Annotated in this window: 24 protein-coding genes and 1 tRNA gene; 20 read left to right on the top strand and 5 right to left on the bottom strand. The window is 40.3% G+C overall.

From position 1 onward, the window contains the following. Nucleotides 1-30 precede the first annotated feature (30 nt). Nucleotides 31-639 carry a trimeric intracellular cation channel family protein gene (locus tag LCL96_RS08795; protein ID WP_224941017.1) on the bottom strand — a complete coding sequence of 203 codons (609 nt, stop codon included), beginning with the start codon at nucleotides 637-639 and terminating at the stop codon, nucleotides 31-33. Between the two features lie 206 nt (nucleotides 640-845). Between LCL96_RS08795 and hflX the strand changes: the two genes are divergently transcribed. The 4 genes from hflX (at nucleotide 846) to glnA (ending at nucleotide 5,323) form a co-directional block, all read left to right on the top strand. Then, nucleotides 846-2,099 carry a GTPase HflX gene (hflX, locus tag LCL96_RS08790; RefSeq protein ID WP_224941016.1) on the top strand — a complete coding sequence of 418 codons (1,254 nt, stop codon included), beginning with the start codon at nucleotides 846-848 and terminating at the stop codon, nucleotides 2,097-2,099. Between the two features lie 18 nt (nucleotides 2,100-2,117). Next, nucleotides 2,118-3,386 carry an aminotransferase class I/II-fold pyridoxal phosphate-dependent enzyme gene (locus LCL96_RS08785; RefSeq protein ID WP_224941015.1) on the top strand — a complete coding sequence of 423 codons (1,269 nt, stop codon included), beginning with the start codon at nucleotides 2,118-2,120 and terminating at the stop codon, nucleotides 3,384-3,386. 148 nt (nucleotides 3,387-3,534) lie between these two features. Continuing rightward, nucleotides 3,535-3,951, top strand: coding sequence for a MerR family transcriptional regulator (locus tag LCL96_RS08780; RefSeq protein WP_224941014.1), 417 nt, complete (start codon nucleotides 3,535-3,537; stop codon nucleotides 3,949-3,951). Nucleotides 3,952-3,988: 37 nt separating this feature from the next. Beyond that, nucleotides 3,989-5,323: a type I glutamate--ammonia ligase gene (gene glnA, locus LCL96_RS08775; protein WP_224941013.1), complete on the top strand. Its 1,335-nt coding sequence runs from the start codon at nucleotides 3,989-3,991 to the stop codon at nucleotides 5,321-5,323. A gap of 277 nt (nucleotides 5,324-5,600) precedes the next feature. Here glnA and lexA read toward each other — a convergent pair whose 3' ends face one another. After that, nucleotides 5,601-6,221, bottom strand: coding sequence for a transcriptional repressor LexA (gene lexA, locus LCL96_RS08770; protein ID WP_224941012.1), 621 nt, complete (start codon nucleotides 6,219-6,221; stop codon nucleotides 5,601-5,603). A gap of 157 nt (nucleotides 6,222-6,378) precedes the next feature. Between lexA and LCL96_RS08765 the strand changes: the two genes are divergently transcribed. The 9 genes from LCL96_RS08765 to LCL96_RS08725 all read left to right on the top strand — a co-directional run bounded on the left by LCL96_RS08765 (nucleotide 6,379) and on the right by LCL96_RS08725 (nucleotide 16,952). After that, a complete protein-coding gene (locus tag LCL96_RS08765; RefSeq protein ID WP_224941011.1) occupies nucleotides 6,379-6,705 on the top strand; it encodes a LysM peptidoglycan-binding domain-containing protein in 327 nt (108 codons plus the stop codon). Between the two features lie 11 nt (nucleotides 6,706-6,716). After that, nucleotides 6,717-7,367 carry a recombinase family protein gene (locus LCL96_RS08760; protein ID WP_224941010.1) on the top strand — a complete coding sequence of 217 codons (651 nt, stop codon included), beginning with the start codon at nucleotides 6,717-6,719 and terminating at the stop codon, nucleotides 7,365-7,367. A 94-nt stretch (nucleotides 7,368-7,461) separates the two neighbouring features. Then, entirely contained in the window at nucleotides 7,462-7,695 is a 234-nt protein-coding gene (locus LCL96_RS08755; RefSeq protein WP_224941009.1) for a DUF896 domain-containing protein, read from the top strand. Between the two features lie 281 nt (nucleotides 7,696-7,976). Further along, the gene (gene tkt / locus LCL96_RS08750) at nucleotides 7,977-9,980 is read left to right on the top strand and encodes a transketolase (protein WP_224941008.1); all 2,004 of its coding nucleotides are present in this window, start codon (nucleotides 7,977-7,979) and stop codon (nucleotides 9,978-9,980) included. 872 nt (nucleotides 9,981-10,852) lie between these two features. Next, entirely contained in the window at nucleotides 10,853-11,290 is a 438-nt protein-coding gene (sirA, locus tag LCL96_RS08745) for a sporulation inhibitor of replication protein SirA (protein ID WP_224941007.1), read from the top strand. Nucleotides 11,291-11,374: 84 nt separating this feature from the next. Then, nucleotides 11,375-11,596 carry a YneF family protein gene (locus LCL96_RS08740; protein ID WP_034759902.1) on the top strand — a complete coding sequence of 74 codons (222 nt, stop codon included), beginning with the start codon at nucleotides 11,375-11,377 and terminating at the stop codon, nucleotides 11,594-11,596. A 188-nt stretch (nucleotides 11,597-11,784) separates the two neighbouring features. After that, complete coding sequence (locus tag LCL96_RS08735; RefSeq protein WP_224941006.1) at nucleotides 11,785-12,906, top strand: CamS family sex pheromone protein; 1,122 nt, start codon at nucleotides 11,785-11,787, stop codon at nucleotides 12,904-12,906. Between the two features lie 488 nt (nucleotides 12,907-13,394). Next, nucleotides 13,395-15,143 (top strand): ABC transporter transmembrane domain-containing protein, encoded by a 1,749-nt coding sequence (locus LCL96_RS08730; protein ID WP_224941005.1) that lies wholly within the window; start codon nucleotides 13,395-13,397, stop codon nucleotides 15,141-15,143. Between the two features lie 3 nt (nucleotides 15,144-15,146). After that, the gene (locus LCL96_RS08725; protein WP_224941004.1) at nucleotides 15,147-16,952 is read left to right on the top strand and encodes an ABC transporter ATP-binding protein; all 1,806 of its coding nucleotides are present in this window, start codon (nucleotides 15,147-15,149) and stop codon (nucleotides 16,950-16,952) included. Nucleotides 16,953-17,054: 102 nt separating this feature from the next. Here LCL96_RS08725 and LCL96_RS08720 read toward each other — a convergent pair whose 3' ends face one another. After that, nucleotides 17,055-17,234 (bottom strand): aspartyl-phosphate phosphatase Spo0E family protein, encoded by a 180-nt coding sequence (locus tag LCL96_RS08720; RefSeq protein ID WP_061811297.1) that lies wholly within the window; start codon nucleotides 17,232-17,234, stop codon nucleotides 17,055-17,057. 264 nt (nucleotides 17,235-17,498) lie between these two features. On the opposite strand from LCL96_RS08720, the gene LCL96_RS08715 reads away from it, so the two are divergent. The 4 genes from LCL96_RS08715 to LCL96_RS08700 all read left to right on the top strand — a co-directional run bounded on the left by LCL96_RS08715 (nucleotide 17,499) and on the right by LCL96_RS08700 (nucleotide 19,938). Further along, nucleotides 17,499-18,206 carry a cytochrome c biogenesis CcdA family protein gene (locus tag LCL96_RS08715; protein WP_224941003.1) on the top strand — a complete coding sequence of 236 codons (708 nt, stop codon included), beginning with the start codon at nucleotides 17,499-17,501 and terminating at the stop codon, nucleotides 18,204-18,206. Nucleotides 18,207-18,337: 131 nt separating this feature from the next. Then, a complete protein-coding gene (locus LCL96_RS08710; RefSeq protein ID WP_224941002.1) occupies nucleotides 18,338-18,700 on the top strand; it encodes a response regulator in 363 nt (120 codons plus the stop codon). Nucleotides 18,701-18,819: 119 nt separating this feature from the next. Continuing rightward, on the top strand, nucleotides 18,820-19,299 hold the full coding sequence (locus LCL96_RS08705) for a CcdC family protein (RefSeq protein WP_224941001.1): 480 nt from the start codon (nucleotides 18,820-18,822) through the stop codon (nucleotides 19,297-19,299). 108 nt (nucleotides 19,300-19,407) lie between these two features. Next, a complete protein-coding gene (locus tag LCL96_RS08700; protein WP_318246408.1) occupies nucleotides 19,408-19,938 on the top strand; it encodes a site-2 protease family protein in 531 nt (176 codons plus the stop codon). A gap of 161 nt (nucleotides 19,939-20,099) precedes the next feature. Here LCL96_RS08700 and LCL96_RS08695 read toward each other — a convergent pair whose 3' ends face one another. Beyond that, nucleotides 20,100-20,525 (bottom strand): DUF2621 domain-containing protein, encoded by a 426-nt coding sequence (locus LCL96_RS08695; RefSeq protein ID WP_224941000.1) that lies wholly within the window; start codon nucleotides 20,523-20,525, stop codon nucleotides 20,100-20,102. Between the two features lie 203 nt (nucleotides 20,526-20,728). Between LCL96_RS08695 and LCL96_RS08690 the strand changes: the two genes are divergently transcribed. Next, the gene (locus tag LCL96_RS08690; RefSeq protein ID WP_224940999.1) at nucleotides 20,729-22,054 is read left to right on the top strand and encodes an ATP-binding protein; all 1,326 of its coding nucleotides are present in this window, start codon (nucleotides 20,729-20,731) and stop codon (nucleotides 22,052-22,054) included. Between the two features lie 61 nt (nucleotides 22,055-22,115). Here LCL96_RS08690 and LCL96_RS08685 read toward each other — a convergent pair. Continuing rightward, nucleotides 22,116-22,211: transfer RNA gene (locus tag LCL96_RS08685), tRNA-Sec, on the bottom strand. 277 nt (nucleotides 22,212-22,488) lie between these two features. On the opposite strand from LCL96_RS08685, the gene LCL96_RS08680 reads away from it, so the two are divergent. Both LCL96_RS08680 and LCL96_RS08675 read left to right on the top strand, forming a co-directional pair. Beyond that, nucleotides 22,489-23,013 (top strand): hypothetical protein, encoded by a 525-nt coding sequence (locus LCL96_RS08680; protein ID WP_224940998.1) that lies wholly within the window; start codon nucleotides 22,489-22,491, stop codon nucleotides 23,011-23,013. A gap of 152 nt (nucleotides 23,014-23,165) precedes the next feature. Beyond that, complete coding sequence (locus tag LCL96_RS08675) at nucleotides 23,166-23,303, top strand: YvrJ family protein (protein WP_224940997.1); 138 nt, start codon at nucleotides 23,166-23,168, stop codon at nucleotides 23,301-23,303.

Below are 23,303 nucleotides of genomic sequence, written 5' to 3'. Positions count from 1 at the left end.
CAATGCATTCAGATGTGAATGCATTGTTTTTTATACATGGGCCCGTAAGCTTCGATTCGGCAGCCTCCACTTATATAAATAGGAAAGAACGCGTAAAGCCGTCGTAATGATGAATAGCGAATACAGTTCTAAGGCAGTATGAACAACGTCAAGTCCTATGGCAGCTCCGCAAAGGACTGCCCACACCGCGTAAATTTCAGATCGCAGGACTAAAGGTTTCCGGCCGGCTAGAAGATCGCGAATGATTCCCCCGCCACTACCAGTTAAAACGGCTGCTACGATAATCGCACTGATAGGATGATTCATTTCAGAAGCATATAATGCCCCTTGGATAGCAAAAGCTGATAGCCCGATAGCATCAAAGAAATTCCCCCATCTTCTCCAATGCTTTAAAAGATTGTTGGGGAATAAAAAAACCGCTGTAATGGAAAGGAGGGCAATCTGAAATAGCATGCCCTGCTCCCACAAAGCCGAAACTGGTACACCGATCAGTAAATTCCGAATGGCTCCTCCACCAAATGCAGTGACGATCCCTAATATATATACACCTAGAATATCATATTCCTCTTCCATGGCAATGATAGCTCCTGAAATAGCAAAAGCAATGGTACCTATGATGCTCAATACTTCCCATGTCATACACATCCCCCTCTCACCTTATTACAATATGCTACATGCCATTATGTAGAATCTTGAAAGTGTGTTTATTGTCGTAATCAAACATACTGATTTTAACACGAATGCGCGTTTTTGCAACCATTTTTCATTGCTTTTTACATAGAGTTTACGAGATGGATTTGGTATGATGAGAAATAGAATCAAAAATGAAGAAAGAAGGATGATGATTGAAGAAAGAACGGAAAGAAAAAGTCATACTGGTTGGCTGTCAGCTCGAAGAAGACGACCTGCGTTTTCAATATAGTTTGACTGAGCTTGAAGAGCTGACCGAAACCGCACAAGGTCAGGTTGTGAATGTGATAACTCAAAAGCGTGACCGGGTTCACCCGAGTACATATATTGGAAAAGGGAAAGTGGAAGAGCTGATTCTTCTCGAAGAACAGTTTGAACCTGATATTATCATCTTTAATGATGAACTATCTCCCAGTCAGATCAGAAATTTATCAAAAGAGGTAAACGCAAAGGTGATCGACCGTACCCAGCTGATATTGGACATCTTTGCCGGACGTGCCCGTTCCAGGGAAGGGAAATTACAGGTAGAGCTTGCTCAACTTCAATATTTGCTTCCGAGACTGATCGGGCAAGGCGCATCCCTTTCAAGATTAGGCGGAGGGATAGGCACGAGGGGACCAGGTGAGACCAAACTGGAAAGCGATCGGCGCCATATTCATCGACGAATCGACGAGATTAAGAAGCACTTACAAATCATAGTGGATCATAGAGAAAGGTACCGAGAAAGAAGAAAACGGAACAAAGCTTTTCAAATAGCCCTGGTCGGTTATACAAACGCTGGAAAATCCACCTTATTCAATCGGATTTCAATGGCGGAATCCTACGAAGAAAATCAATTATTCGCTACCTTGGATCCAATGACAAGAAAAATGCCTTTACCCAGTGGTTATCAGACGTTACTAACGGATACTGTAGGTTTTATTCAAGATTTACCGACCACTTTGGTTGCTGCATTTCGATCGACCCTTGAAGAGGTGAAGGAGGCTGACCTTCTTCTTCATATCGTAGACAGTTCCAATCCGGATTACATCCAGCATGAGAAGACGGTACAATCGTTGTTGACCGAGTTGAATATGGAAGGGTTGCCACAACTTACTGTCTATAACAAAATGGATGCCATGGTTCCGGATTTTGTTCCTTCCGGGGAATCGGACATTATCCAGATCAGTGCCTTGAACGAGGAAGACCGAGGAAAACTGTTAATGAAAATAGAGGGAATCGTGAAAAAACATATGATTCCATATCATGTGTTCATTCCTGCAGATGAAGGAAAGCTCCTTTCTCAGCTAAAGAATGATACTATCTTAACGAAATTAGATTTTCTGGAAGAAAGAACAGTTTATGAACTAACCGGGTTTTACCTGGAAGACCACCCTGTCGCAGGGAGCATCAAGAAATATCAAAGGTAGAAGGGATACAAAAATCTTATGTTTGAACAATTAGTAAATGAAATGACTTTAAAACCACTTGTAACAAAAGTGGAACAAAACATACAAGAAATCCACAAGCAAATCGATGGACGTGCTGAAAGTAACCAATTTAAGGTTTTGCGATCATTTCAGAAACACCGGGTCAGTGATTCGCATTTTATACCTTCAACAGGTTATGGTTACGATGATGCAGGGAGAGACACGTTGGAAAGTATCTACGCGGATGTATTTGGGGGAGAGGCAGGTCTTGTAAGGCCACAAATCATTTCCGGGACTCATGCCATTTCCATTGCCTTATTCGGAGTACTTCGACCAGGTGATGAACTTCTTTACATCACAGGAAAGCCATATGATACATTGGAGGAAATTGTCGGTGAACGGGGTGAATCGACGGGTTCCCTTAAGGACTTTCAAATTGGCTATCAAAGTGTTGATTTAGATAAGGGAGGAAAGGTCGATTTTGAAGAGGTTTCAAGAAGAATATCATCACGAACGAAAATGGTGGGAATTCAACGTTCGAAAGGGTATGCAAACCGACCTTCTTTTACAATAGAAGAAATAAAAGAAATGATAACCTTCATTAAAGAGATCAATCCTGAAATCGTTGTATTTGTCGATAACTGCTACGGAGAATTCGTAGAAGAACAGGAACCTTGTCATGTCGGGGCGGATCTGATGGCAGGATCCCTTATAAAAAATCCGGGTGGAGGACTTGCTAAGACTGGTGGCTATATCGTAGGTAAGAAAGAATTCGTAGAAGCCTGTTCTTATCGAATGACATCTCCAGGGATTGGAGCTGAAGCCGGTGCTTCCCTATACAGCCTGCAGGAAATGTATCAAGGGTTCTTTTTGGCACCTCACGTAGTCGCTCAATCACTGAAGGGGGCAGTCTTTACATCGGCTCTGTTAACAGAAATCGGGATGAATACGAATCCATCTCCATATGCTACTCGTACTGATTTGATACAATCGGTGCAATTTGACGATAGAGAAAAAATGATCGCATTTTGTCAGGCGATTCAGTTTGCGTCCCCGATTAATTCACATTTCACTCCATTACCAAACTATATGCCCGGTTATGAGGATGATGTCATTATGGCCGCTGGAACATTTATACAAGGATCAAGCATCGAATTATCAGCTGATGGACCAATTAGACCACCGTATGTAGCGTATGTCCAAGGTGGATTGACATATTCTCATGTCAAAATTGCTGTATGTTCAGCAGTAGACAATTTGATCGAAAAAGGTTTAATCACTATTTGAAAAGGATAATAAAGTAGTAATTGGATAGTCTAATTCTGACTATCCTTTTCTTTTGGTTTCTCATGTAAGAAAATCTAACATTTCATTGACAGAACTCCTGACGTTACATATAATATACTCAAGAAGGAAAACAAAAGGAGGAATCAAGATGAGCGAAAGTGAAATTCGTCGAACGATGGCATTGTTTCCAATTAGTATTGTCATGCAGCTCACGGACTTAACAGCTCGTCAGATTCGATACTATGAAGAGCACCAATTGATTAACCCGGCAAGAACCGAGGGGAATCGCAGGCTCTTTTCCTTGAATGACATTGATAAGTTATTAGAAGTAAAGGATTTGTTAGATCAAGGTATCAACATGGCCGGTATCAAGAAAATCTTTTCTGTTTCCAGTCATAATGAAAAGAAAGTAGTATCTGACGTAAGTGATGAAAAGGAAGAAAAGGCACGACAGGATCTATCTGACGACGAACTTCGTAAATTGCTACGAAATGAACTGATGCATTCCGGTCGTTTCAATCGATCAAGTCTCCGTCAAGGTGATATGTCACGCTTTTTTCATTAAATAAACCTTTAATTAAACTTGAGGAGGAATTACGTAAATGGCAAAGTATACTCGAGAAGATGTGTTAAGATTAGCGAATGAAGAAGGGGTTAAATTCATTCGACTACAATTCACTGATATTTTAGGGACGATAAAGAATGTAGAAATCCCTTTAAGTCAGCTTGAAAAAGCATTGGATAACAAGATGATGTTTGATGGGTCTTCAATCGAAGGGTTCGTTCGTATTGAAGAATCAGATATGTACCTTTTCCTTGATTTAGACACATGGTTAGTATTCCCATGGACAGCCGAAAAAGGTAAAGTAGCCCGACTAATCTGTGATATTTACAATCCTGATGGCACTCCATTTGAGGGAGATCCTCGTAATAATCTAAGACGTATCTTAGGTGAGATGGAAGAGCTAGGGTTTACTGACTTCAATCTTGGACCTGAGCCGGAATTCTTCCTCTTTAAATTAGATGTAAATGGCGAACCAACTCTTGAACTGAACGACAACGGCGGATACTTTGACTTAGCTCCTACCGATCTTGGGGAGAACTGCCGTCGTGACATCGCATTGGAACTTGAAGAGATGGGCTTTGAAATCGAAGCATCTCACCATGAGGTAGCTCCTGGTCAGCATGAGATCGATTTCAAATATGCGAATGCATTAAAAGCTTGTGACGATATTCAAACATTTAAATTGGTGGTTAAAACGATTGCACGTAAACATGGTTTACACGCAACATTCATGCCGAAGCCATTATTTGGTGTCAATGGTTCTGGTATGCACTGTAATATGTCCTTATTCAAAAACGGTGTAAACTCTTTCTTTGATGAAAAAGGTGACTTACAACTAAGTGATACAGCACGCCAATTCCTTGCTGGTATCATTAAGCATGCTACTGACTTTACAGCGATCACAAACCCGACTGTAAACTCATACAAGCGACTAGTACCAGGATATGAAGCGCCATGTTATGTTGCGTGGTCTGCACGTAACCGTAGCCCGTTAATCCGTATTCCTGCATCACGTGGATTGAGTACTCGTGTAGAAGTGCGCAGTGTCGATCCTGCGGCAAACCCTTACCTTGCAATGGCTGTTTTATTAGCAGCAGGATTGGATGGGGTTAAGAATAACCTGCAAGCTCCTAAGCCGATTGACCGTAACATCTATGTCATGGACAAAAAAGAGCGTGAGGAAGCAGGTATCGTAGATCTTCCAGCAACATTACATGCAGCTCTTGAAAACCTTAAGACAAATGAAGTCATCGTGAAATCACTAGGAGAACACATCTTCGAACATTTCGTAGAAGCAAAAGAAATCGAATGGGATATGTTCCGTACACAAGTACATCCTTGGGAGCGCGAGCAATACATCCAAATGTATTAATAGAAGTAAAAAACCTCGACATCTTGTGTGTCGAGGTTTTTTTGGTTTTTATACACTTTTTCCATCGTGAAGCCAGTCTTTCTACGTCTCATTTTCAACCTCTTAGTTCTTTGTTAAACCAATAAAACACCTTAACTCCCTGATACTGATCTTGAGTATAAAGCAGCTGCGAACATGCTCCACACTTCCTATTCAATCCTTTGGTAGATGTATTCCCTATATAAATGTTAACAAAAAACAAAAATCCCGCTACGCACAATTCGTAGCGGGATGATTATTAATGCACTTGACGATAAACTCCGACCACTTTACCCAAAATCGAAACATTTCTCAATATAATAGGCTCCATGGTTGAATTTTCGGGCTGTAGTCGAACGTAGTCCCTTTCTTTAAAGAAACGTTTGACTGTTGCCTCATCTTCATCTGTCATGGCAACGACAATGTCGCCATTATTGGCTGTTTGCTGCTGGCGTACGATGACAAAGTCCCCGTCGAGGATTCCGGCTTCTATCATACTATCCCCCATGATTTCCAGCATGAAGACCTGTTCATCCGAAGGGGCCATCCGTTCGGGGAGGGGGAAGAATTCTTCCACGTTTTCGACTGCTGTAATGGGCTGACCGGCTGTTACCTTACCGATTAATGGGACATTGACAACTCTTTGTCGAGGAATGGTATCCTCTTCAAGATCCAGAATTTCAATTGCTCTTGGTTTGGTTGGATCGCGACGTATCAGACCTTTGCTCTCAAGCCTGGCTAAATGTCCGTGTACGGTGGAACTAGAAGCAAGACCGACGGCTTCCCCGATTTCACGTACGGAAGGCGGATAACCTTTTTCTCTAACTGAAACTTTAATATATTGGAGTATGTCTTGCTGTCTTTTAGACAATTTTGTCATGTTCACGCACCTCTATTATAGATCTTATGTTCCCATTATAGCATGTCTTTCCAATAGATACAAACATAAGTTCGAATTTGTGTTGACACCAAACGGATGTTCGTATTACAATGAATATATCGAAAACAGAACAAACATTCGCATGGAGGTAATTTATATGTTAACACATATTTGGTCTCGATTCTCTTATATAATCATATTATTTGTTTTAGCTCTTTTATCCGCTGTCTATTTATTAATCAATATCACAAACCAACCATCCTACCAAAGTATCACGGTCAAGAATGGTGACACTCTTTGGACCATTGCAAAACAGTATAATGAAGACTATTCTATGACAGTGGAAGAATTTATTGCCTGGGTGGGAGAGGAAAACGACTTAACCTCCTTTTCTATCAAACCCGGAGAATCACTTGTGTTACCGATAGAAAATCCAACCATATCCACCCAATCAGATTATGAACTTGTCATGAATGAAGAATAGAGGGATAGAAGATGAAGGCGGTAATATACTGCAGGGTAAGTACGAAGAAAAATACGCAGGAAACTTCCTTGGAACGTCAAGAGGAAGAACTGGTCAAATTGGCATTAGATCATCAGTATGAAGTCGAAGCGATCATAAAGGACCAGGCGAGCGGATTCGAGTTGGACCGTCCAGGTGTATTGGAACTCTTGGACATGGTGAAAGACCAATCGATCGAAGCTGTGTTCATACAGGACGAGACAAGGATCGGAAGGGGTAATGCGAAGATTGCCCTTATACACTGCTTATTAAAAGAAGAAGTGAAGATTGTCAGCCAGACTCATAGTGGTGAACTTCACTTATCTGAATCCGACTCAATGGTCATAAACATCGTCAGTATGGTGGAGGAATATCAAAGGAAGCTTCATAACCTGAAAATCAAAAGGGGTATGCAAAGGGCTGTTAGAAATGGCTTTAAACCACATAAAAATTTAAAAAACAAAGGCAATCAGGATGGAAGGGAACGCATTGAAGTGCCTGTCGAGGAAATTATTAGGTTAAGGAAAAATGAATTGACATTTGCTGAGATCGCAGCTACCCTAAGGGGGTTCGGCTACGATGTCTCAAAGGCAACGGTACATAGACGATTCAAGGAATATATGGCCTCGCTTGAAGATGCTTAACTCTTGTTTTATCTCCTTTAATCTAGTAACATGACGGTAGTATAATATACAACTGTTGGAACTAGCTGACTATGCAATAAAGGAGTTTTTATAGATGCTTTCAAAAACAAAAATGAACCGAATCAACGAACTTGCCAAAAAGTCCAAAGAAAAAGGACTTACAGAACAAGAAGCTAAAGAACAGACTAAATTGAGGAAAGAATACCTTGAAACATTCCGTCAATCGATGAAAGGCACGATTGAAAATACGAGAATCTTTGATCCGGAAGGTAATGAAGTAACACCGAAAAAGATTCAGGATATACAAACCAAGAAAAAAATGCACTGATTTGAATGGCTGTCAGGTCTCTTTGTAAGAGATCTGGCAGCTTTTTACATGTGTGTTAAAGGGTGGGGATATATGAATGATATTTATTCACGATCAAGCACACATTGATTGACTTCGTCTGGCAGAAATCAGCAGCGATTGGATAAACCCGTAAATAGGCATGTTCAAAGGTTTTTTATTTTCATGGATGATAAAGTCATGTTATCATTCAAGATAGTTGTATAAACTACCAAAGAAGATTAATATTAATAAGGTACATTAAAAGGAAGGATGTCTGACTTATGTTTGATAACACAGATCAATTAGCAATTAATACAATTCGTACATTATCAATCGATGCAATTGAAAAAGCAAATTCCGGTCACCCGGGGATGCCTATGGGAGCAGCTCCAATGGCGTATGCACTCTGGACAAGATTCATGAACCATAATCCTAAAAACCCTGAGTGGTTCAACCGTGACCGCTTCGTTTTATCGGCAGGACATGGTTCGATGCTGTTATATAGCCTGCTTCATTTATCAGGTTATGATGTGTCAATGGACGATCTTAAGAATTTCCGTCAGTGGGGAAGTAAAACTCCAGGACACCCTGAATACAAGCACACACCTGGTGTAGAAGCCACGACAGGTCCGCTTGGTCAAGGAATCGCAATGGCGGTTGGTATGGCATTAGCCGAAAGACATCTGGCCACTACATATAACAAAGACCAGCACAACATGGTCGATCACTATACATACTCCATTTGTGGAGATGGTGACTTGATGGAAGGTGTATCCTCTGAAGCGGCATCGCTTGCAGCTCACCTTAAATTAGGACGTCTTGTTGTCTTATACGATTCAAATGATATTTCACTTGACGGAGACCTTGATAAATCGTTCTCTGAAAGTGTAAAAGGACGTTTTGAATCATATGGTTGGCAATACATCCGTGTTGAAGATGGTAATGACCTTGAAGAAATCTCGAAAGCCATCGAAGAAGCACAAGGAGATACTACCCGTCCAACAATGATCGAAGTGAAGACAGTCATTGGATACGGTGCTCCAAACAAATCAGGTAAATCAGCCGTTCACGGTGCCCCTCTTGGTGAAGACGAAATGAAGCTGACTAAAGAAGCATACCAGTGGACGTTCGACCAGGATTTCCATGTTCCTGATGAAGTTTACAGCCGCTTCGAGGAAAAAATACAACAAGCTGGATCTGCGAAAGAACAGGATTGGGCTAATCAATTCATTAAATATAAAGAAGATCATCCTGAACTAGCGGCTCAATTAGAGGCAGCAATCAAAGGTGAGCTTCCTGAAGGCTGGGATAAGGACATCCCTGTCTATGAAGAAGGAAAGGCATTAGCGAGCCGGGCTTCTTCAGGAGAAGTATTAAATGCAATTGCTAAAAATCTTCCTTCATTCATCGGTGGTTCTGCTGACTTGGCAGGTTCGAACAAAACGATGATCAAAGATGAAAAAGACTTCATGCCTGAATCATACGAGGGCCGTAATATCTGGTTTGGTGTTCGTGAATTCGGTATGGGTGGTGCTATGAATGGTATGGCCCTACATGGTGGCCTCCATGTATTCGGAGGTACATTCTTCGTATTCAGTGACTATTTAAGACCAGCTATTCGTTTAGCGGCTCTAATGGGCTTACCTGTGACGTATGTATTTACACATGATAGCATCGCTGTAGGGGAAGACGGTCCAACACATGAACCTGTAGAACAACTTGCATCCCTGCGTGCTATGCCAAACCTTTCTGTCATTCGCCCTGGTGATGGTAATGAAGTGGCAGCTGCTTGGAAGTTATCCTTGGAATCTAAGAATCAGCCAACGATGTTAGTTCTATCCCGTCAGGACCTGCCTACTCTTAAAGGTACGGCAGATAAAGCATACAATGGGGTAAATAAAGGAGCGTATGTCGTTTCAGCTTCTGGTAAAGACCAGCCTGATGCGCTCTTGATTGCGACTGGATCTGAAGTGCATCTTGCCGTGGACGCGCAGAATGCACTTGAGAAAGACGGCATCAGTGTATCTGTTGTGAGTATGCCTTCTTGGGACCGTTTCGAAAAACAATCAAAAGAATATAAAGAATCTATCTTGCCTAAAGCAGTTAAAAAGCGCTTGGCAATTGAGATGGGATCTCCAATGGGCTGGGATCGTTATGTTGGGGATGAAGGTGACATCTTAGCGATCAATGGTTATGGTGCATCTGCTCCTGGAGCGAAAGTCATGGAAGAGTATGGCTTCACTTCAGATAATGTTGTATCAAGAATCAAAGCGTTACTTCAGTAATTCTAAATGTAAAAGATCAACTCCTTACACTCTTTAAGGAGTTGGTCTTTTTATTTGTAAAGCTGTTTTCGTAAACATTGTTGCTTTTGGATGTAGCGAGTGGCGGTTGATTTCCGCTACAGGTGCTCGCTTTCCGCGGGGCTGGCGGTGAGCCTCCTCGGCTGCGCCTGCGCGGTCTCAAGATCCAGCTATGGCGGCTAGCCCCTCGAGGTCATAAGGCGAGTCGGGCCTGACCAAGCCGCCTTCGCTTTTCGTCCTGTCCAGCGTTTCCCGCAGGAGTCGAGCACCTTCCGCTCCAATCAACTGACGAAAACTTTGACTATCACAAAGGAAATGTGGAGATTGCGTATACCACTGCTTTATCATTCGTTGCAGTGACTGATTTTATTTAATAATCCTTTACTTTTTTTAAACTGATGGTCACAAACCATTATGCTCTGTCAACTACTTACTACTTTAGAGGGTGAAGGAAACTGCGAAGACTCCTACGGAAAACGGGCGTGCCGAGACCCCGGAAGCGGTTTTTGCTGAGGAGGCTCGGCCGAACGTCCGTGGAAAGTGGGACTGTTCCCTTCACCCTCCTGAACCACAACTTTAATGACAGAGCATCGTAAATCTTAGTTTGTATGCGAATAGCAACAATCTTTGGGAAAACAGCCATTTGATAAAGCATTCTGAAAGGATTTGTGAATAAATAAGAGTACAATTGGAAGAATTCGGGTAAAGGGTAAATACCTTACTAAGCTTTAAGAGATGAAAATACATTCTCAAAATTTGTTCGACAAAACTAGTGCAGATTTTCAACAATTTATGACAATGACTCCCTTCTAGTTGATTTATACTAAATGAAAGAAAGGTAGGAGGGAGAAAAGGTGCGAAATTATCAAATCTATTGGATTGAAGAATTGTTTGTTCAGCACTATTATGGTCGTGAAAGAATGTTCTATCAGTTGTTTTCTGATTGGGAATCGAGTACAGGTGACCTTCACACTATCGTCTCTAAACAAGTGGATTACATTACAAAACCGATACCTTACCTTCCTACACAAAGAATCCTTCAGAACGAAATGACAAAGGTAGAAGGGGCAACTTGGGTGGACTCCGTGGCGACGATAGAAAGAAATGGATCAGGGGCTACGCTCGTGTTGAATGAAAAGTCGATGATTCTAAATGCCTGGGGCCACGATGAATCAGAATATCTCTTTTTTGAAATTTTACGAAGAAATATGGGGCAGCTATTGGCAATGGACCTGAAAAATGAACGTTTTGGCTGGTTAAAACCGATAAAACAAAGAAAGTTTATATATTAATATGAAATTTTGACCAAGATATTGTATAATGTTTCTTGGTTTAGTACACTTTTAAAAGGACAACATGAAGGAGGAAGTAAGAGTATGGGAACGACTGGATTACTTATTCTAGTAGGAGTTCTGGCATTACTTGCTGGAGTTGCACTAGGATTTTTCATTGCTCGTAAATATATGATGAGCTACCTTAAGAAAAATCCACCAATCAACGAGCAAATGTTGCGCATGATGATGATGCAGATGGGTCAAAAACCATCACAGAAGAAAATTAATCAAATGATGAATGCAATGAATAAGAACATGAAGTAATAGATGGAAGCACTCAGGTCATGAGTGCTTTTTCTATTGATGGGGTATGCTGATGTAAAGACATGAAGACACCACTTTTTCAATTATCTTAGGATAATGGAATTATTTTTTAAAATTCATAAAAACTTAAAGGTTATGGGACTGATTAAATTTAAATGTATGATAAAATATAGTCCGGAGGGAGCTATATGAAAAAATGGTTGATTGTATCACTTTCTCTATTGACTCTTGTTGCCGGATGCAACAATAAGCCTCAAGAAGTGATAGATGAAGAAACATTGGAAGTTCAAAATAGTGCTGCAGGTGATGCACGTGAATATTTAAATTATAAAGTGAATGAAGAAAAAAAAGCGGTTAATCGCGGCCTCATTACAATGACCATCAATAATCGCAGTGATATGGATGAAATTGAGACAGGTCTTATGTCATTATCCACTGATCATTATTCACCTGAAAAATATGTCTATCAAGAGGGGCAATACTTAAAGAAGTTAAGTTCATGGTTAGGGAGGGAGTCTAAATCCAATAAATTGGGACTCAACCCTGCATTGAAGATTACAGATGATATGACATGGGAACAGCAAATGGAGACGGAAAAGAAAAACCCGATGTACCTTGCCTATATTCATGAACAGAATTATGTCGACTCTGAAGGCAACATCAAAGGGATATCTCTTGGCCTTGCAATGAATTCTGTCGATTACATTCGGGTCGAAGATGATAAGAAACTCATGCATTTTGATGAAGCGAAAATAAATGAGAAAAAGATGGAGGAATATGGAAAGAAAATGGCTGCCACGGTTGCCAGTCGTGTAAGGGCGATTAAGGAATTGAAAAATGTACCCATCATGATTTCGATTTATAAGCTTCAGCCATTAAACAGTGTAGTCTCAGGTAACTATATTACTACTACTTATTTGGATGAGAATGATACTAGAATTAAAAAGTGGGATGATATATCCGACAAATATTTTTATTTCCCTAGTGATGAAGGGGAAGAAAAGGACCGCGATCTATATAATCGTATCCGGGATTTAGAAGATTATGTGTCAAAATTCTTTTCTCATCAGGATATTGAATTCGTCGGGAAAGGTTTGTATAGAAAAGACACGTTAAATAAACTGGTCATCGATGTACATACTGGAATGGTGAAAGAAACCGAATTAGTCGGCTTTGCACAGGCGATCGGTCCAGAAATCGTCGATTATTTTCCTCACACACCGGTTTATCTTTATGTGAAAACGCCTAAGGGTCTGAAAGCGACCATCGTTAAAGAAGTAGACCAGGAACCATTTGTAGAAATACATTAACAATCATTCAATTCTACTGAGCATCTCTTATCATTTGAAGAGATGCTCTTTTTTATTTGGTGTAACAATCTCAACAATAGGTCTTCGCAAGATGCATTGTATTTTTTCAGCTTCCCGGATATTAAGTATGCGCTGGAGAGTTTAGGGCCGTTTTCCGTAGGAGTCTAAACAATTCTCATCACCCTCTAAAGAAGCAGTTGTTGATATGATTGATAAGATTAAAGACAAAGTACATTAGTATATTAGAAATAATCGATCACTGCAGTCAAAAAATGAATTTATTGTAAGTAATTTTGATACTTACACGGTTATATTGAAACAATATATGCTTGGACAGTTGATTGGAGCGGAAATCAACCAACAACCATGTTAAAAGAGCATTTTTAAATTGAAAAAATAAAACAGGATCAAAAGAAAAAAACATATCTCATTTTTCTGAAATTTGGTAAAATAAAGAGTCGATTTCATCATGATTCAGGGGGTATAGAATGAGAGTTTTCTTAGATTTGAAATGGTTTTTTCTACAGGAGAAAAAATCATATGTCATAGGAATCATTCTCCTGTTGATGGTCGCATTCCTTCAATTGATTCCACCAAGAATTGTTGGGATAGTAGTCGATCGCATAAAGGGGCAAACGCTTACGTCAGAGGACATGTTGAAATGGGTTCTGGTTTTGATCGTTACCGCATTGTCCATGTATGGTCTTCGTTTTATATGGAGGATCATGATATTCGGATCTGCCACCAAGCTTTCCCGCATATTGAGGAATGAATTATATCACCATTTCACCAAAATGTCCCCAGCCTTCTATCAGAAGAGGCGTGTTGGGGATCTGATGGCTCACGCAACAAATGATCTACAGGCTATTCAACAAACAGCGGGAGTGGGGGTCTTGACCCTTGTGGATTCATTATCAACGGGATCCTTTGTCGTTATCGCCATGGCTTTGACGATTAGCTGGAAACTAACCCTTATCGCACTCATCCCGATGCCGTTTATGGCGATTTTGACCAGTTATTATGGAACACTCCTGCATAAAAGGTTTCATGATGCGCAAGAAGCCTTTTCATCATTAAATGATAAAACCCAGGAAAGTGTAACAGGGATTAAGGTCATTAAGACCTTTGGGCAGGAAAACGAAGATATCGAAGCATTCAGGGTTCAATCAGAAGAGGTGGTCCAGAAAAATATTTCCGTTGCAAGGGTGGATTCCTTATTTGATCCGACCATCTCCATCATTGTCGGAATCTCCTTCTTCCTTTCCATTCTATTCGGGGCAAAGTTTGTTGTAAATGGCGAGATGACAATAGGCGAATTGATTTCGTTCACCACTTACCTCGGGCTCCTGATTTGGCCAATGCTCGCATTCGGTTGGTTATTTAATATTGTAGAAAGAGGCCGTGCCTCATATGATCGCGTTAAGAATCTCCTGGAAGAACAGGTGGATATTCAGAATACCCCAGAAGCCGTCGACCAATCTCCTACAGGAGATATTGAGTATCATATTGAGTCCTTTTCATTTCCTGGTGAAGAGGTGCATGCATTGAAGGATATTCATTTTGCCTTCAAAAAAGGCCAAACCATCGGCATTGTAGGGAAAACCGGCGCAGGAAAAACCACGCTTTTCAAACTCCTTCTGAGGGAGTTTGAAGGTTACAAGGGGAGTGTGACATTCGGAGGTAATGCCATTCAACATTATACATTAATGCGGTTGCGTGAAAGTATAGGATACGTACCACAGGATCACTTTCTATTTTCGGCAACGATTAAAGAAAACATTTCCTTTTCGAATCCTCTCTCAACCATGGAGGAAGTTGAATCGGCAGCGGCAGAAGCGCATATTCATGAGGATATTATCCGGTTATCTAAAGGATATGACACAGTGGTGGGGGAAAGGGGAGTATCTCTTTCGGGTGGACAGAAGCAGAGAGTTTCGATCGCAAGGGCTCTTTTGATGGATCCTGAAGTATTGATCCTGGATGATTCCCTGTCGGCGGTGGATGCCAAAACAGAAGAATCAATCCTGGAGGCATTGAAGCAAAATCGTGCCGGAAAGACGACGATGATCGCTTCTCATCGATTAAGCGCCATTCAACATGCAGATCTGATCATTGTCCTGGATGACGGGAAAATCATCGAGAGAGGTACTCACAGTGAATTAATGCAGGAAAAAGGTAGGTATAGAGAAATGTACCTCCGCCAACAGTTAGAAGACCTCGTGGAGCATGGAGGGTAGGAAATGGATCAAAATCAGACATTGACACCAAAAGAGCAGCGGATGATTTTTTTTCGCCTCATGAAATATACAAAGCCCCATAAAAAGACGATGTTGTACGCATTTTCACTATTGTTTCTGACAACGGTCGGAGATATTTTCGGTCCCATTATCATAAAGGTGTTCATCGATAATTATTTAACTCCCAGGGTATTTCCTTATGGCCCACTCACAGGTTTGGCTGCTGCATATTTATTGATTCAAATAGGAAATGTATGGATTTCGTATTTTCAATTATTGAAATTTCAGGAAATCGCCCTTAGAATCATCCAGCAATTGAGGGTCGAGGTCTTTCGAAAGGTTCAGAGCCTTGGAATGAAGTATTTTGATCGCACGCCAGCTGGCAGCATTGTCTCCCGTGTAACGAATGATACAGAAGCCATCAAGGATATGTTTGTGAGTGTTTTGGTTTCTTTCATCCAGGGAGCTTTCCTTTTAACAGGAATATTCATTGCGATGTTTGCATTGAATCCCCGTTTAGCGTTTTTTTGTCTCTTCATCTTACCTTTTCTCTTTATGATCATGAAAATGTATCGTATGTATAGTTCCATCTTCTATCAGGAAATGCGTGAGAGATTGAGTGAGCTTAATGCAAAGCTCAGTGAGTCCCTTCAAGGAATGTCCATCATCCAAGTGTTCAGGCAGGAAAAACGATTTAGGCAAGAGTTCGGTGAAATTAATGAAAAGCACTACTTGGCAGGAATGAGGAATATAAAGGTCGATGGGTTATTATTGAGGCCTGCTATTGACTTGGTTTATGTTGCTGCCTTAATAGTAGTTCTGAGTTATTTTGGTCTCACCTCATTCAATCAACCAATTGAAATAGGTATACTTTATGCCTTTGTGAATTATCTCGACCGCTTTTTCGAACCGGTCAATCAAATAATGATGAGGTTATCAATGTTTCAACAGGCCATCATTGCTTCTTCTCGTGTCTTTAAGCTTCTGGATGAAGAAGAGCTTTCCCCCGATCAAATCATTCATGAAAAAGAGAGTGAAACGATAGAGAAAGGGGAAATTACATTTGCAGATGTTTCCTTCTCATATGATGGAAAAACGGATGTTTTAAAGAATATATCATTCACAGCAAAGCAGGGAGAAACGATTGCTCTTGTTGGACATACAGGAAGCGGTAAAAGCTCCATCATTAATCTACTTATGAGATTTTATGAATTTGACCACGGGAGTATTTTAATAGATGGACGAAGTATCAAATCTTATCCGAAGAAAGAACTACGTCAGAAAATGGGGTTGGTCCTGCAGGATCCCTTCCTCTTCTTCGGAAATATCCGGGATAATATCAAGCTCCATCAAGTAAGTATGTCTAATCAAGAGGTTGAAGAAGCTGCAGCATTTGTACAGGCAAATACGTTTATCGATAAACTTCCTGAAGGATTTTCTCACCCTGTGGTGGAAAGGGGTTCAACACTCTCAAGTGGACAAAGGCAATTGATTGCCTTTGCACGAACCATTGCCGCAAAACCAAAGATTCTCGTTTTGGACGAAGCAACGGCAAATATTGATACAGAAACCGAAGAAGCGATTCAAGATGCCTTAACCAAGATGAGAAAAGGGAGAACAACCATTGCCATTGCCCACAGGCTATCGACGATCCAGGATGCGGACCTCATCCTTGTCCTGCACCAAGGGGAGATTGTGGAGCGGGGAAGCCATCAGGAGTTATTGCTGCAAAAAGGGATCTATTATAAAATGTATCTGCTGCAAAATGGTTTAGTGCAGGGGATGGAAGATGCTATAGCAGGATCATAAATGAATTTGATCCAATAAAAAGGAGACCCGGCAGGTGTGGGGTCTCCCTTTTTATAATTATTGCATTATATGGAAATAATATATTTGCATATATGATTAGATTTAGCTCATTTGTGGTGTATAACATTTTTTTATGTATTGAGAGTTGTAGCTATTCAACAGACGATCAAGTTCCTGACTAAATTGAATTGCTTGAGGAGATGTAAGTCCATTTTCAGCAACAATATCAATTAATTGAGCGCGCTTTTTTTCAATTCGTTCGAGAAGCTCTTTTTTAGACACGGCTGTTTCCTTTCTTTTGTATGTCCTGACAAGTGGAATACAAAACTAGTAATAACTGTAACTTTTTATTAGTATAACGAAAGTAGCCTTTTTTTTCAAAGCAAAAATGGTGGTTTTCAAAAAAAGAAAAGAGACTTTAATACAAATGAAAGAGAATGAAGAGGTTGTAATGAAATGGACACAAATCTTTCACACAATCATTCCTCATAGTTTCGAGAATTGTTTGATAGAATAGATATATACTGAATTGTAGGAGATGTAGAAATGTCTGATATTAATATTTTCCTGGCCTTTGGGGCCGGATTTCTCAGCTTCATATCCCCATGCTGCCTTCCCTTATACCCCGCTTTTCTTTCATATATTACGGGGATGAGCGTCAATGAATTGAAAACGGACAATGCCATGCTACAGAGAAGAAGTTTATTACATACCTTATTTTTCTTGATCGGTTTCTCTGCCATTTTTATAGCCATTGGATTTGGGGCTTCCTTGATTGGAAACTTCTTTTTGAACTATAAAGACCTCATTCGTCAGCTTGGAGCAATCTTTATCGTAATATTCGGTTTGGTGGTCATTGGAGTCTTTACTCCTGAGACCCTGATGAAGGACCGAAGATATGAATTTAAGAATAGGCCAGCAGGATTTGTCGGTTCTATCCTCATCGGGATGGCATTTGCTGCCGGATGGACCCCCTGTACCGGCCCGATCCTCGCTTCGGTACTGGCGCTTGCGGCAACCAATCCGGGTTCAGGAGTCCTGTATATGACAGCCTATGTATTGGGGTTTGCCATCCCTTTCTTCATTCTTTCATTCTTCATCGGAAGAATGAAATGGATCAGAAAGAACAGTGGAAAGATTGTGAAAGTCGGAGGATATGTCATGATTGCTGTTGGAATCATGCTATTCTTTGATTGGATGACCGTTATTCTTGCGTACTTCACATCTGTATTCGGTGGTTTTCAAGGTTTTTGATAGGACATTAAAGGTACACTGAACGTCAGAATAAATTGAATTAACATTACGTTTTATGGTATAGTTTAAATGGATGATTTAGGTAAAAGAATGCGATAGACATCGATAGTGCATACGAGGAGGAAACATCTGTGGCAACGATACTTGTAGTGGATGATGCTAAATTTATGAGACTGACTCTTGGAAACATGCTTTCATCCAGCGGACATGAAGTCGTTGGGGAAGCTGAAAATGGACTTATTGCCGTGGAGAAGTATCGTGAGCTTCAGCCTGACCTGGTGACGATGGATATCACCATGCCGGATATGAATGGAATAGAAGCGGTAAAGAATATTCTAGCGGAGTTCCCTCATGCAAAGGTGATTATGTGTTCAGCGATGGGGCAGCAAAAGGTAGTAGTGGAAGCGATAGAAGCGGGAGCCAAGGATTTCATCGTTAAACCTTTTGATGACGTACGTGTGGACGAAGCCATTAAAAGAGTGCTAGGATCATAGGTTGAAAGAGAGATTGAACCTTCCATTCATTCTCTCTTTTTTTGTGTTTTCGTTTTTTCTTCATTTGGGCTATAATAGGGGAAGGTATGAAAGTAGATAATAAAGGATGATGATGCTTTATGATGATTGCTTCATCCATTGTAGCGATTTGCATGGGATTTATGGTGATTTTTATTAGGATGAAGGCTCAGAAGAAACCGGTAAGCGGCAAGAAAATCATTTTACCACCACTCTTTATGAGCACTGGTGCCTTGATGTTCTTATTTCCTGTATTCCGGGTCAGTATGAGTGAATTATTAGAAGCCATCACAGTTGGGATGGTATTCTCTCTGTTGTTAATTAAGACGTCGAAATTCGAAATTCGTGAAAACGATATTTATTTAAAAAGGTCAAAAGCGTTTGCCTTTATTTTAATCGGCTTGTTGCTAATTCGAATTGTGGCAAAATCGATTCTTAGTGCTTCCATTGATTATGGAGAACTGAGCGGAATGTTCTGGTTACTTGCATTTGGAATGATCGTACCATGGAGGATTACCATGTACTTTCAATATAAAAAGCTGCATCAGGAAAATCAAGATCTCACGACGAATTCAATTTGATACATTGTAAAAAAAGCAGGGGGCAACCTGCTTTTTTTTTGTGAAGAAATCTTAGCGCGATTACGATTTTATTACAATACTGAAAAATAAGCTTACTGGTTGATGTTATTGGGCAAAGAGAAAGAAAAGACATTCACAAACGTATTGGTGGGATATCGATTGTTTACGATTGCTGATATATGGACGTTTTTCCTGGCATTCTTTCTAACATTGCCTCTGGTCACCATTCTACACGAGGCGGGTCATATCCTTGTTGCCCGGATATTCGGAGCGAAGATTAAATTTTCCATTGGTACCGGTAAGCACCTTTTGAACATTGGCCCATTGGAAGTGAAGAGGATGTATTTCATGGAAGGGTGGTGCCAGTATAAAGAATTAACATATAACAAGGTATGGGTTCACGTACTTATTTATATGTCTGGCAGTTTATTCAACTTGATTGCGATCTTATTGATCAACTTTTTGATATATGAAGGGGTTTTACCCGTTCATATCTTTTTCTATCAGTTTGTGTATTTCTCGGTTTACTTTATCTTCTTTTCATTGTTCCCTTTCAGGAACGGAGATGGGAAACCGAGTGATGGCCAGGCTATACTTGACGTCATCCGGTTCGGTAAAGCTGAAGATCCCATTGATTGATGAGAATAGTAAACTGGATAATAAAAAAGGTAAACGATTAACGTTTACCTTTTTTGGGACTTCTTCCATTTTCCAAACAGAAAAGCTGCACCAACAATAAAGATTAAATATAACACGATCGGTATGACAAGTATTGATCCCATTTTAATCCCTGCCTCTGATTAGAATAAATGTTCATATGGTGTGGTTTCTATCTGCATTTCATTGAGTTTTTTTCTTAGAAACTTATGATCCCGTTTGGGGGTGGCCATTATATAACCTCTGATGACCAATTCTTGAGTAATGGATTCTGCCCTTTCCTTAAGAGCCAACTCACCAATTTTCCCTGCAATTTTTTGTTTGGCCACATCCCTGAATAATTCAGGCACGGGTGTAACCAGTTCATTAAGCATCTTCTTTTCATCTTCACCCCAAAGATGGATGGTCTCGTTCACATAATGCTCTTCCCAATCCAAATCAGACTTACCATCCTCTTTCGGGAACCTCTTTAAGAACTTCCGAAACATGAAGAATCCTCCGATGGCAAAGGAAGCCACTAAAAAAACAACCCAAAAAAGGATGAAATATAAGAACCAACCTTCTAGCATGTTTTCACCTCAGTATAATAGCAAATGTATCGTTTTCAATTATAGACAAGGACAGAGCATGTGACAAGAATATCATTGATTTTTCAAAAGAGGTCTATACTGTTCTTAATTAGAAATGATATACTAATAAATAACAATTATCGTGAAAATTCTTTCTATTTCGATTCTATTCTAAAAGTTTCTACGGATAGGAGGCTCGTAGCATGAAGTATAGAGGCAGGATCGTATCAATGCTCACTGGACTTTTATTAGTACTGACGTGGGATTTTATTTATTACTTTGTTCTCCACTATCCGGTGGATGTAAAGGTGGATATCGTCTTTACTGTATTGATACTTTTTATCAGCTACTTTATGGGGAAGAATTTTGACCTCAGTCATGAAACGTTAGCTGCTTTAAAAAAGAACGAGGAGAGGGTGACACTTCTCAATGACGAAATGAATCATGTGCTTCAGAGTATCGATGAAGTGGTCTTTCATACAAATGCCAAAGGAGAGTTTCAATTCCTCAATCAATCCTGGGAAGACTTTACGGGATACACCATTAAAGAAAGCTTACATAAAAATGCACTCCATTTCATCTCCCTCTATGAACGACATGAAATTCTCAGGCTCATAAGGCAAAGTATCAGCTTGAAACAAGCGAAAACCAAGATGGACTTTTCTTACCAGAAGAGGGACGGTCAGTTCCGTTGGGGTGAAGTCAATATCAAACTGAACTATAGTGAAAATGGAGAGCTTCTTGGTACAGTGGGGACCATTTCGGATATTACCGAAAGAGTACATAATGAAGAAGAATTAATGGAAATGAACGAAACACTGGCTATCGAGTCTCAAAAACTCTCAGTTGCAGGACAATTGGCTGCTGGGATCGCTCACGAGGTTCGTAACCCACTGACTTCAATCAATGGTTTTCTGCAGTTGTTAAGAGATGATGCAGATGAGAAAACGAATGAATACTTAGGAATTGTCTTTTCGGAAATCAAGCGAATCGAGGTGGTTCTAAGTGAATTATTGATTCTTGCAAAGCCACAATCCGTCACGTATAAAAGAATCAATATCATTGAGACGTTGGATCATGTGTCGAAATTACTGAATACCAATGCCATTTTATACAATATAGAAATTCAAACGTATTTCCATGAAAGAGAGCTGTATATCAGAGGTGATGAAAATCAGTTAAAGCAGGTTTTTATCAATTTAATTAAAAATGCAATAGAAGCCATGCCTCATGGAGGAACGATTACCCTTCACGCTGAAATCAACTCTCATAATAAAGTTCAATTGACGTTTAAGGATGAAGGCGTGGGGATGAAGAAAGAAGTCCTCGATAAACTAGGAGAGCCTTTCTTTACGACCAAAACAAAAGGAACTGGACTAGGCCTCACGATATGTTTGAGAATTCTTCGCGATCATGGAGCTGATATCCGGGTACAAAGCGAACAAGGGGAAGGGACTGCCTTCCACATTTTGTTTGACAGTGTACAGGCAACAGAGAGAAGAAGACGGGAAGCTTTGCAAAATCAATAAGAAAGGACCCTTGTGTGTCACAAGAGTCCTTTTTGTATGCAAGTGAATGTTTTTTGTCAATTGGCGGGACTGCCTGGGAATCGAACCCAGCGGAGACGGCACGCGCCTCCCTGAAATTTTGAAGACTCCGGCAAGCACCAGCTCAACAATCAGCCCCGAGAATGAATCATATATATGTTATACCACGGGATCACGACTTGTTCAAATGATTTTCAGAGAGGCATTCATACAAGAAGGAAATAGAGACTGTTAATTTGTAATATTTACAAGATTTAAACTTTGGAGAAATCTGCAAATATTTCTTTACCATTTGAATAACTCCGTGATAAGATACTTTTTGCCGGCTAATTATAGATGAAGTAAGCGATTTCCTGATGGGGATGTTTACTTTCGATACTTGAACATATTGATAGAGACAGAGAGGGGAAACAAGTATGAAAAAAGTATGGTTATTAGGTCTTGGTTTATCATTAGCGCTCGCTGGTTGTTCCGATTCAGGTTCTGACAAAGAGAATAAAGAGGAAGCGGCAAGTGCGGACGAGAACAAAGACATGGCAGGGGACTTAATGGATTTCTATCTGAACCTAACTACGACTGTTAACGGTGCAGATATTGATTTAAATGGATATGAAGAAGCCATGGCAGGGGAAGAGCCTCCTACAGGAGAGGAATTGGCTGAATTGAAAACATCTGCGGCTGCATCTGCGAAAGCATCTGCTGAAGCCGTTGAAGGTATGGAAATCCCTGAAAGTTTAGGAGATCAAAAAGAAGCGATGGAATCATTCCAATCCACTTTGGCAGAATCCTATAATATGAAAGCTGATGCACTTGCTAAAGAAGGAGAAGCAGATTTGACAGCTGCAGATGAAAAATTAAACGACGCAGAAAATCAAATCAAAGAAATCCTTGATGAAGCAGGTCTTGTTAGCTCAAGCCTAATCAGCGATCTTAACGGTTAATACCAGGTCACGAATAATTTTCTTATAAACACATCTAGTATAATTAATAGATAAAAAAGCGATTCCAGTATGTTATGGATTCGCTTTTTTCTTTCGTATAAGTATCCATTCTCCGTGCAATGTTCTATATAAAGGATGAAAGGAGGGAGAGCATGGAGTCGATTATTTCAATCGTTTCAGAAGTAGGTTTCCCGATCGTCGTCACGATGTATCTTCTTTATCGAATCGAGACAAAGCTTGATGCCGTCATCACGTCGATCCAGACCCTGCCTCAAGAGCTCAAGAAATAA

The sequence above is a fragment of the Rossellomorea aquimaris genome, assembly GCF_020172085.1.
GTDB classification, from domain to species: Bacteria; Bacillota; Bacilli; order Bacillales; family Bacillaceae_B; genus Rossellomorea; species Rossellomorea aquimaris_E.
Note: the sequence above shows the minus strand (reverse complement) of the source record. Positions and strands in the feature narration are given on the sequence as shown.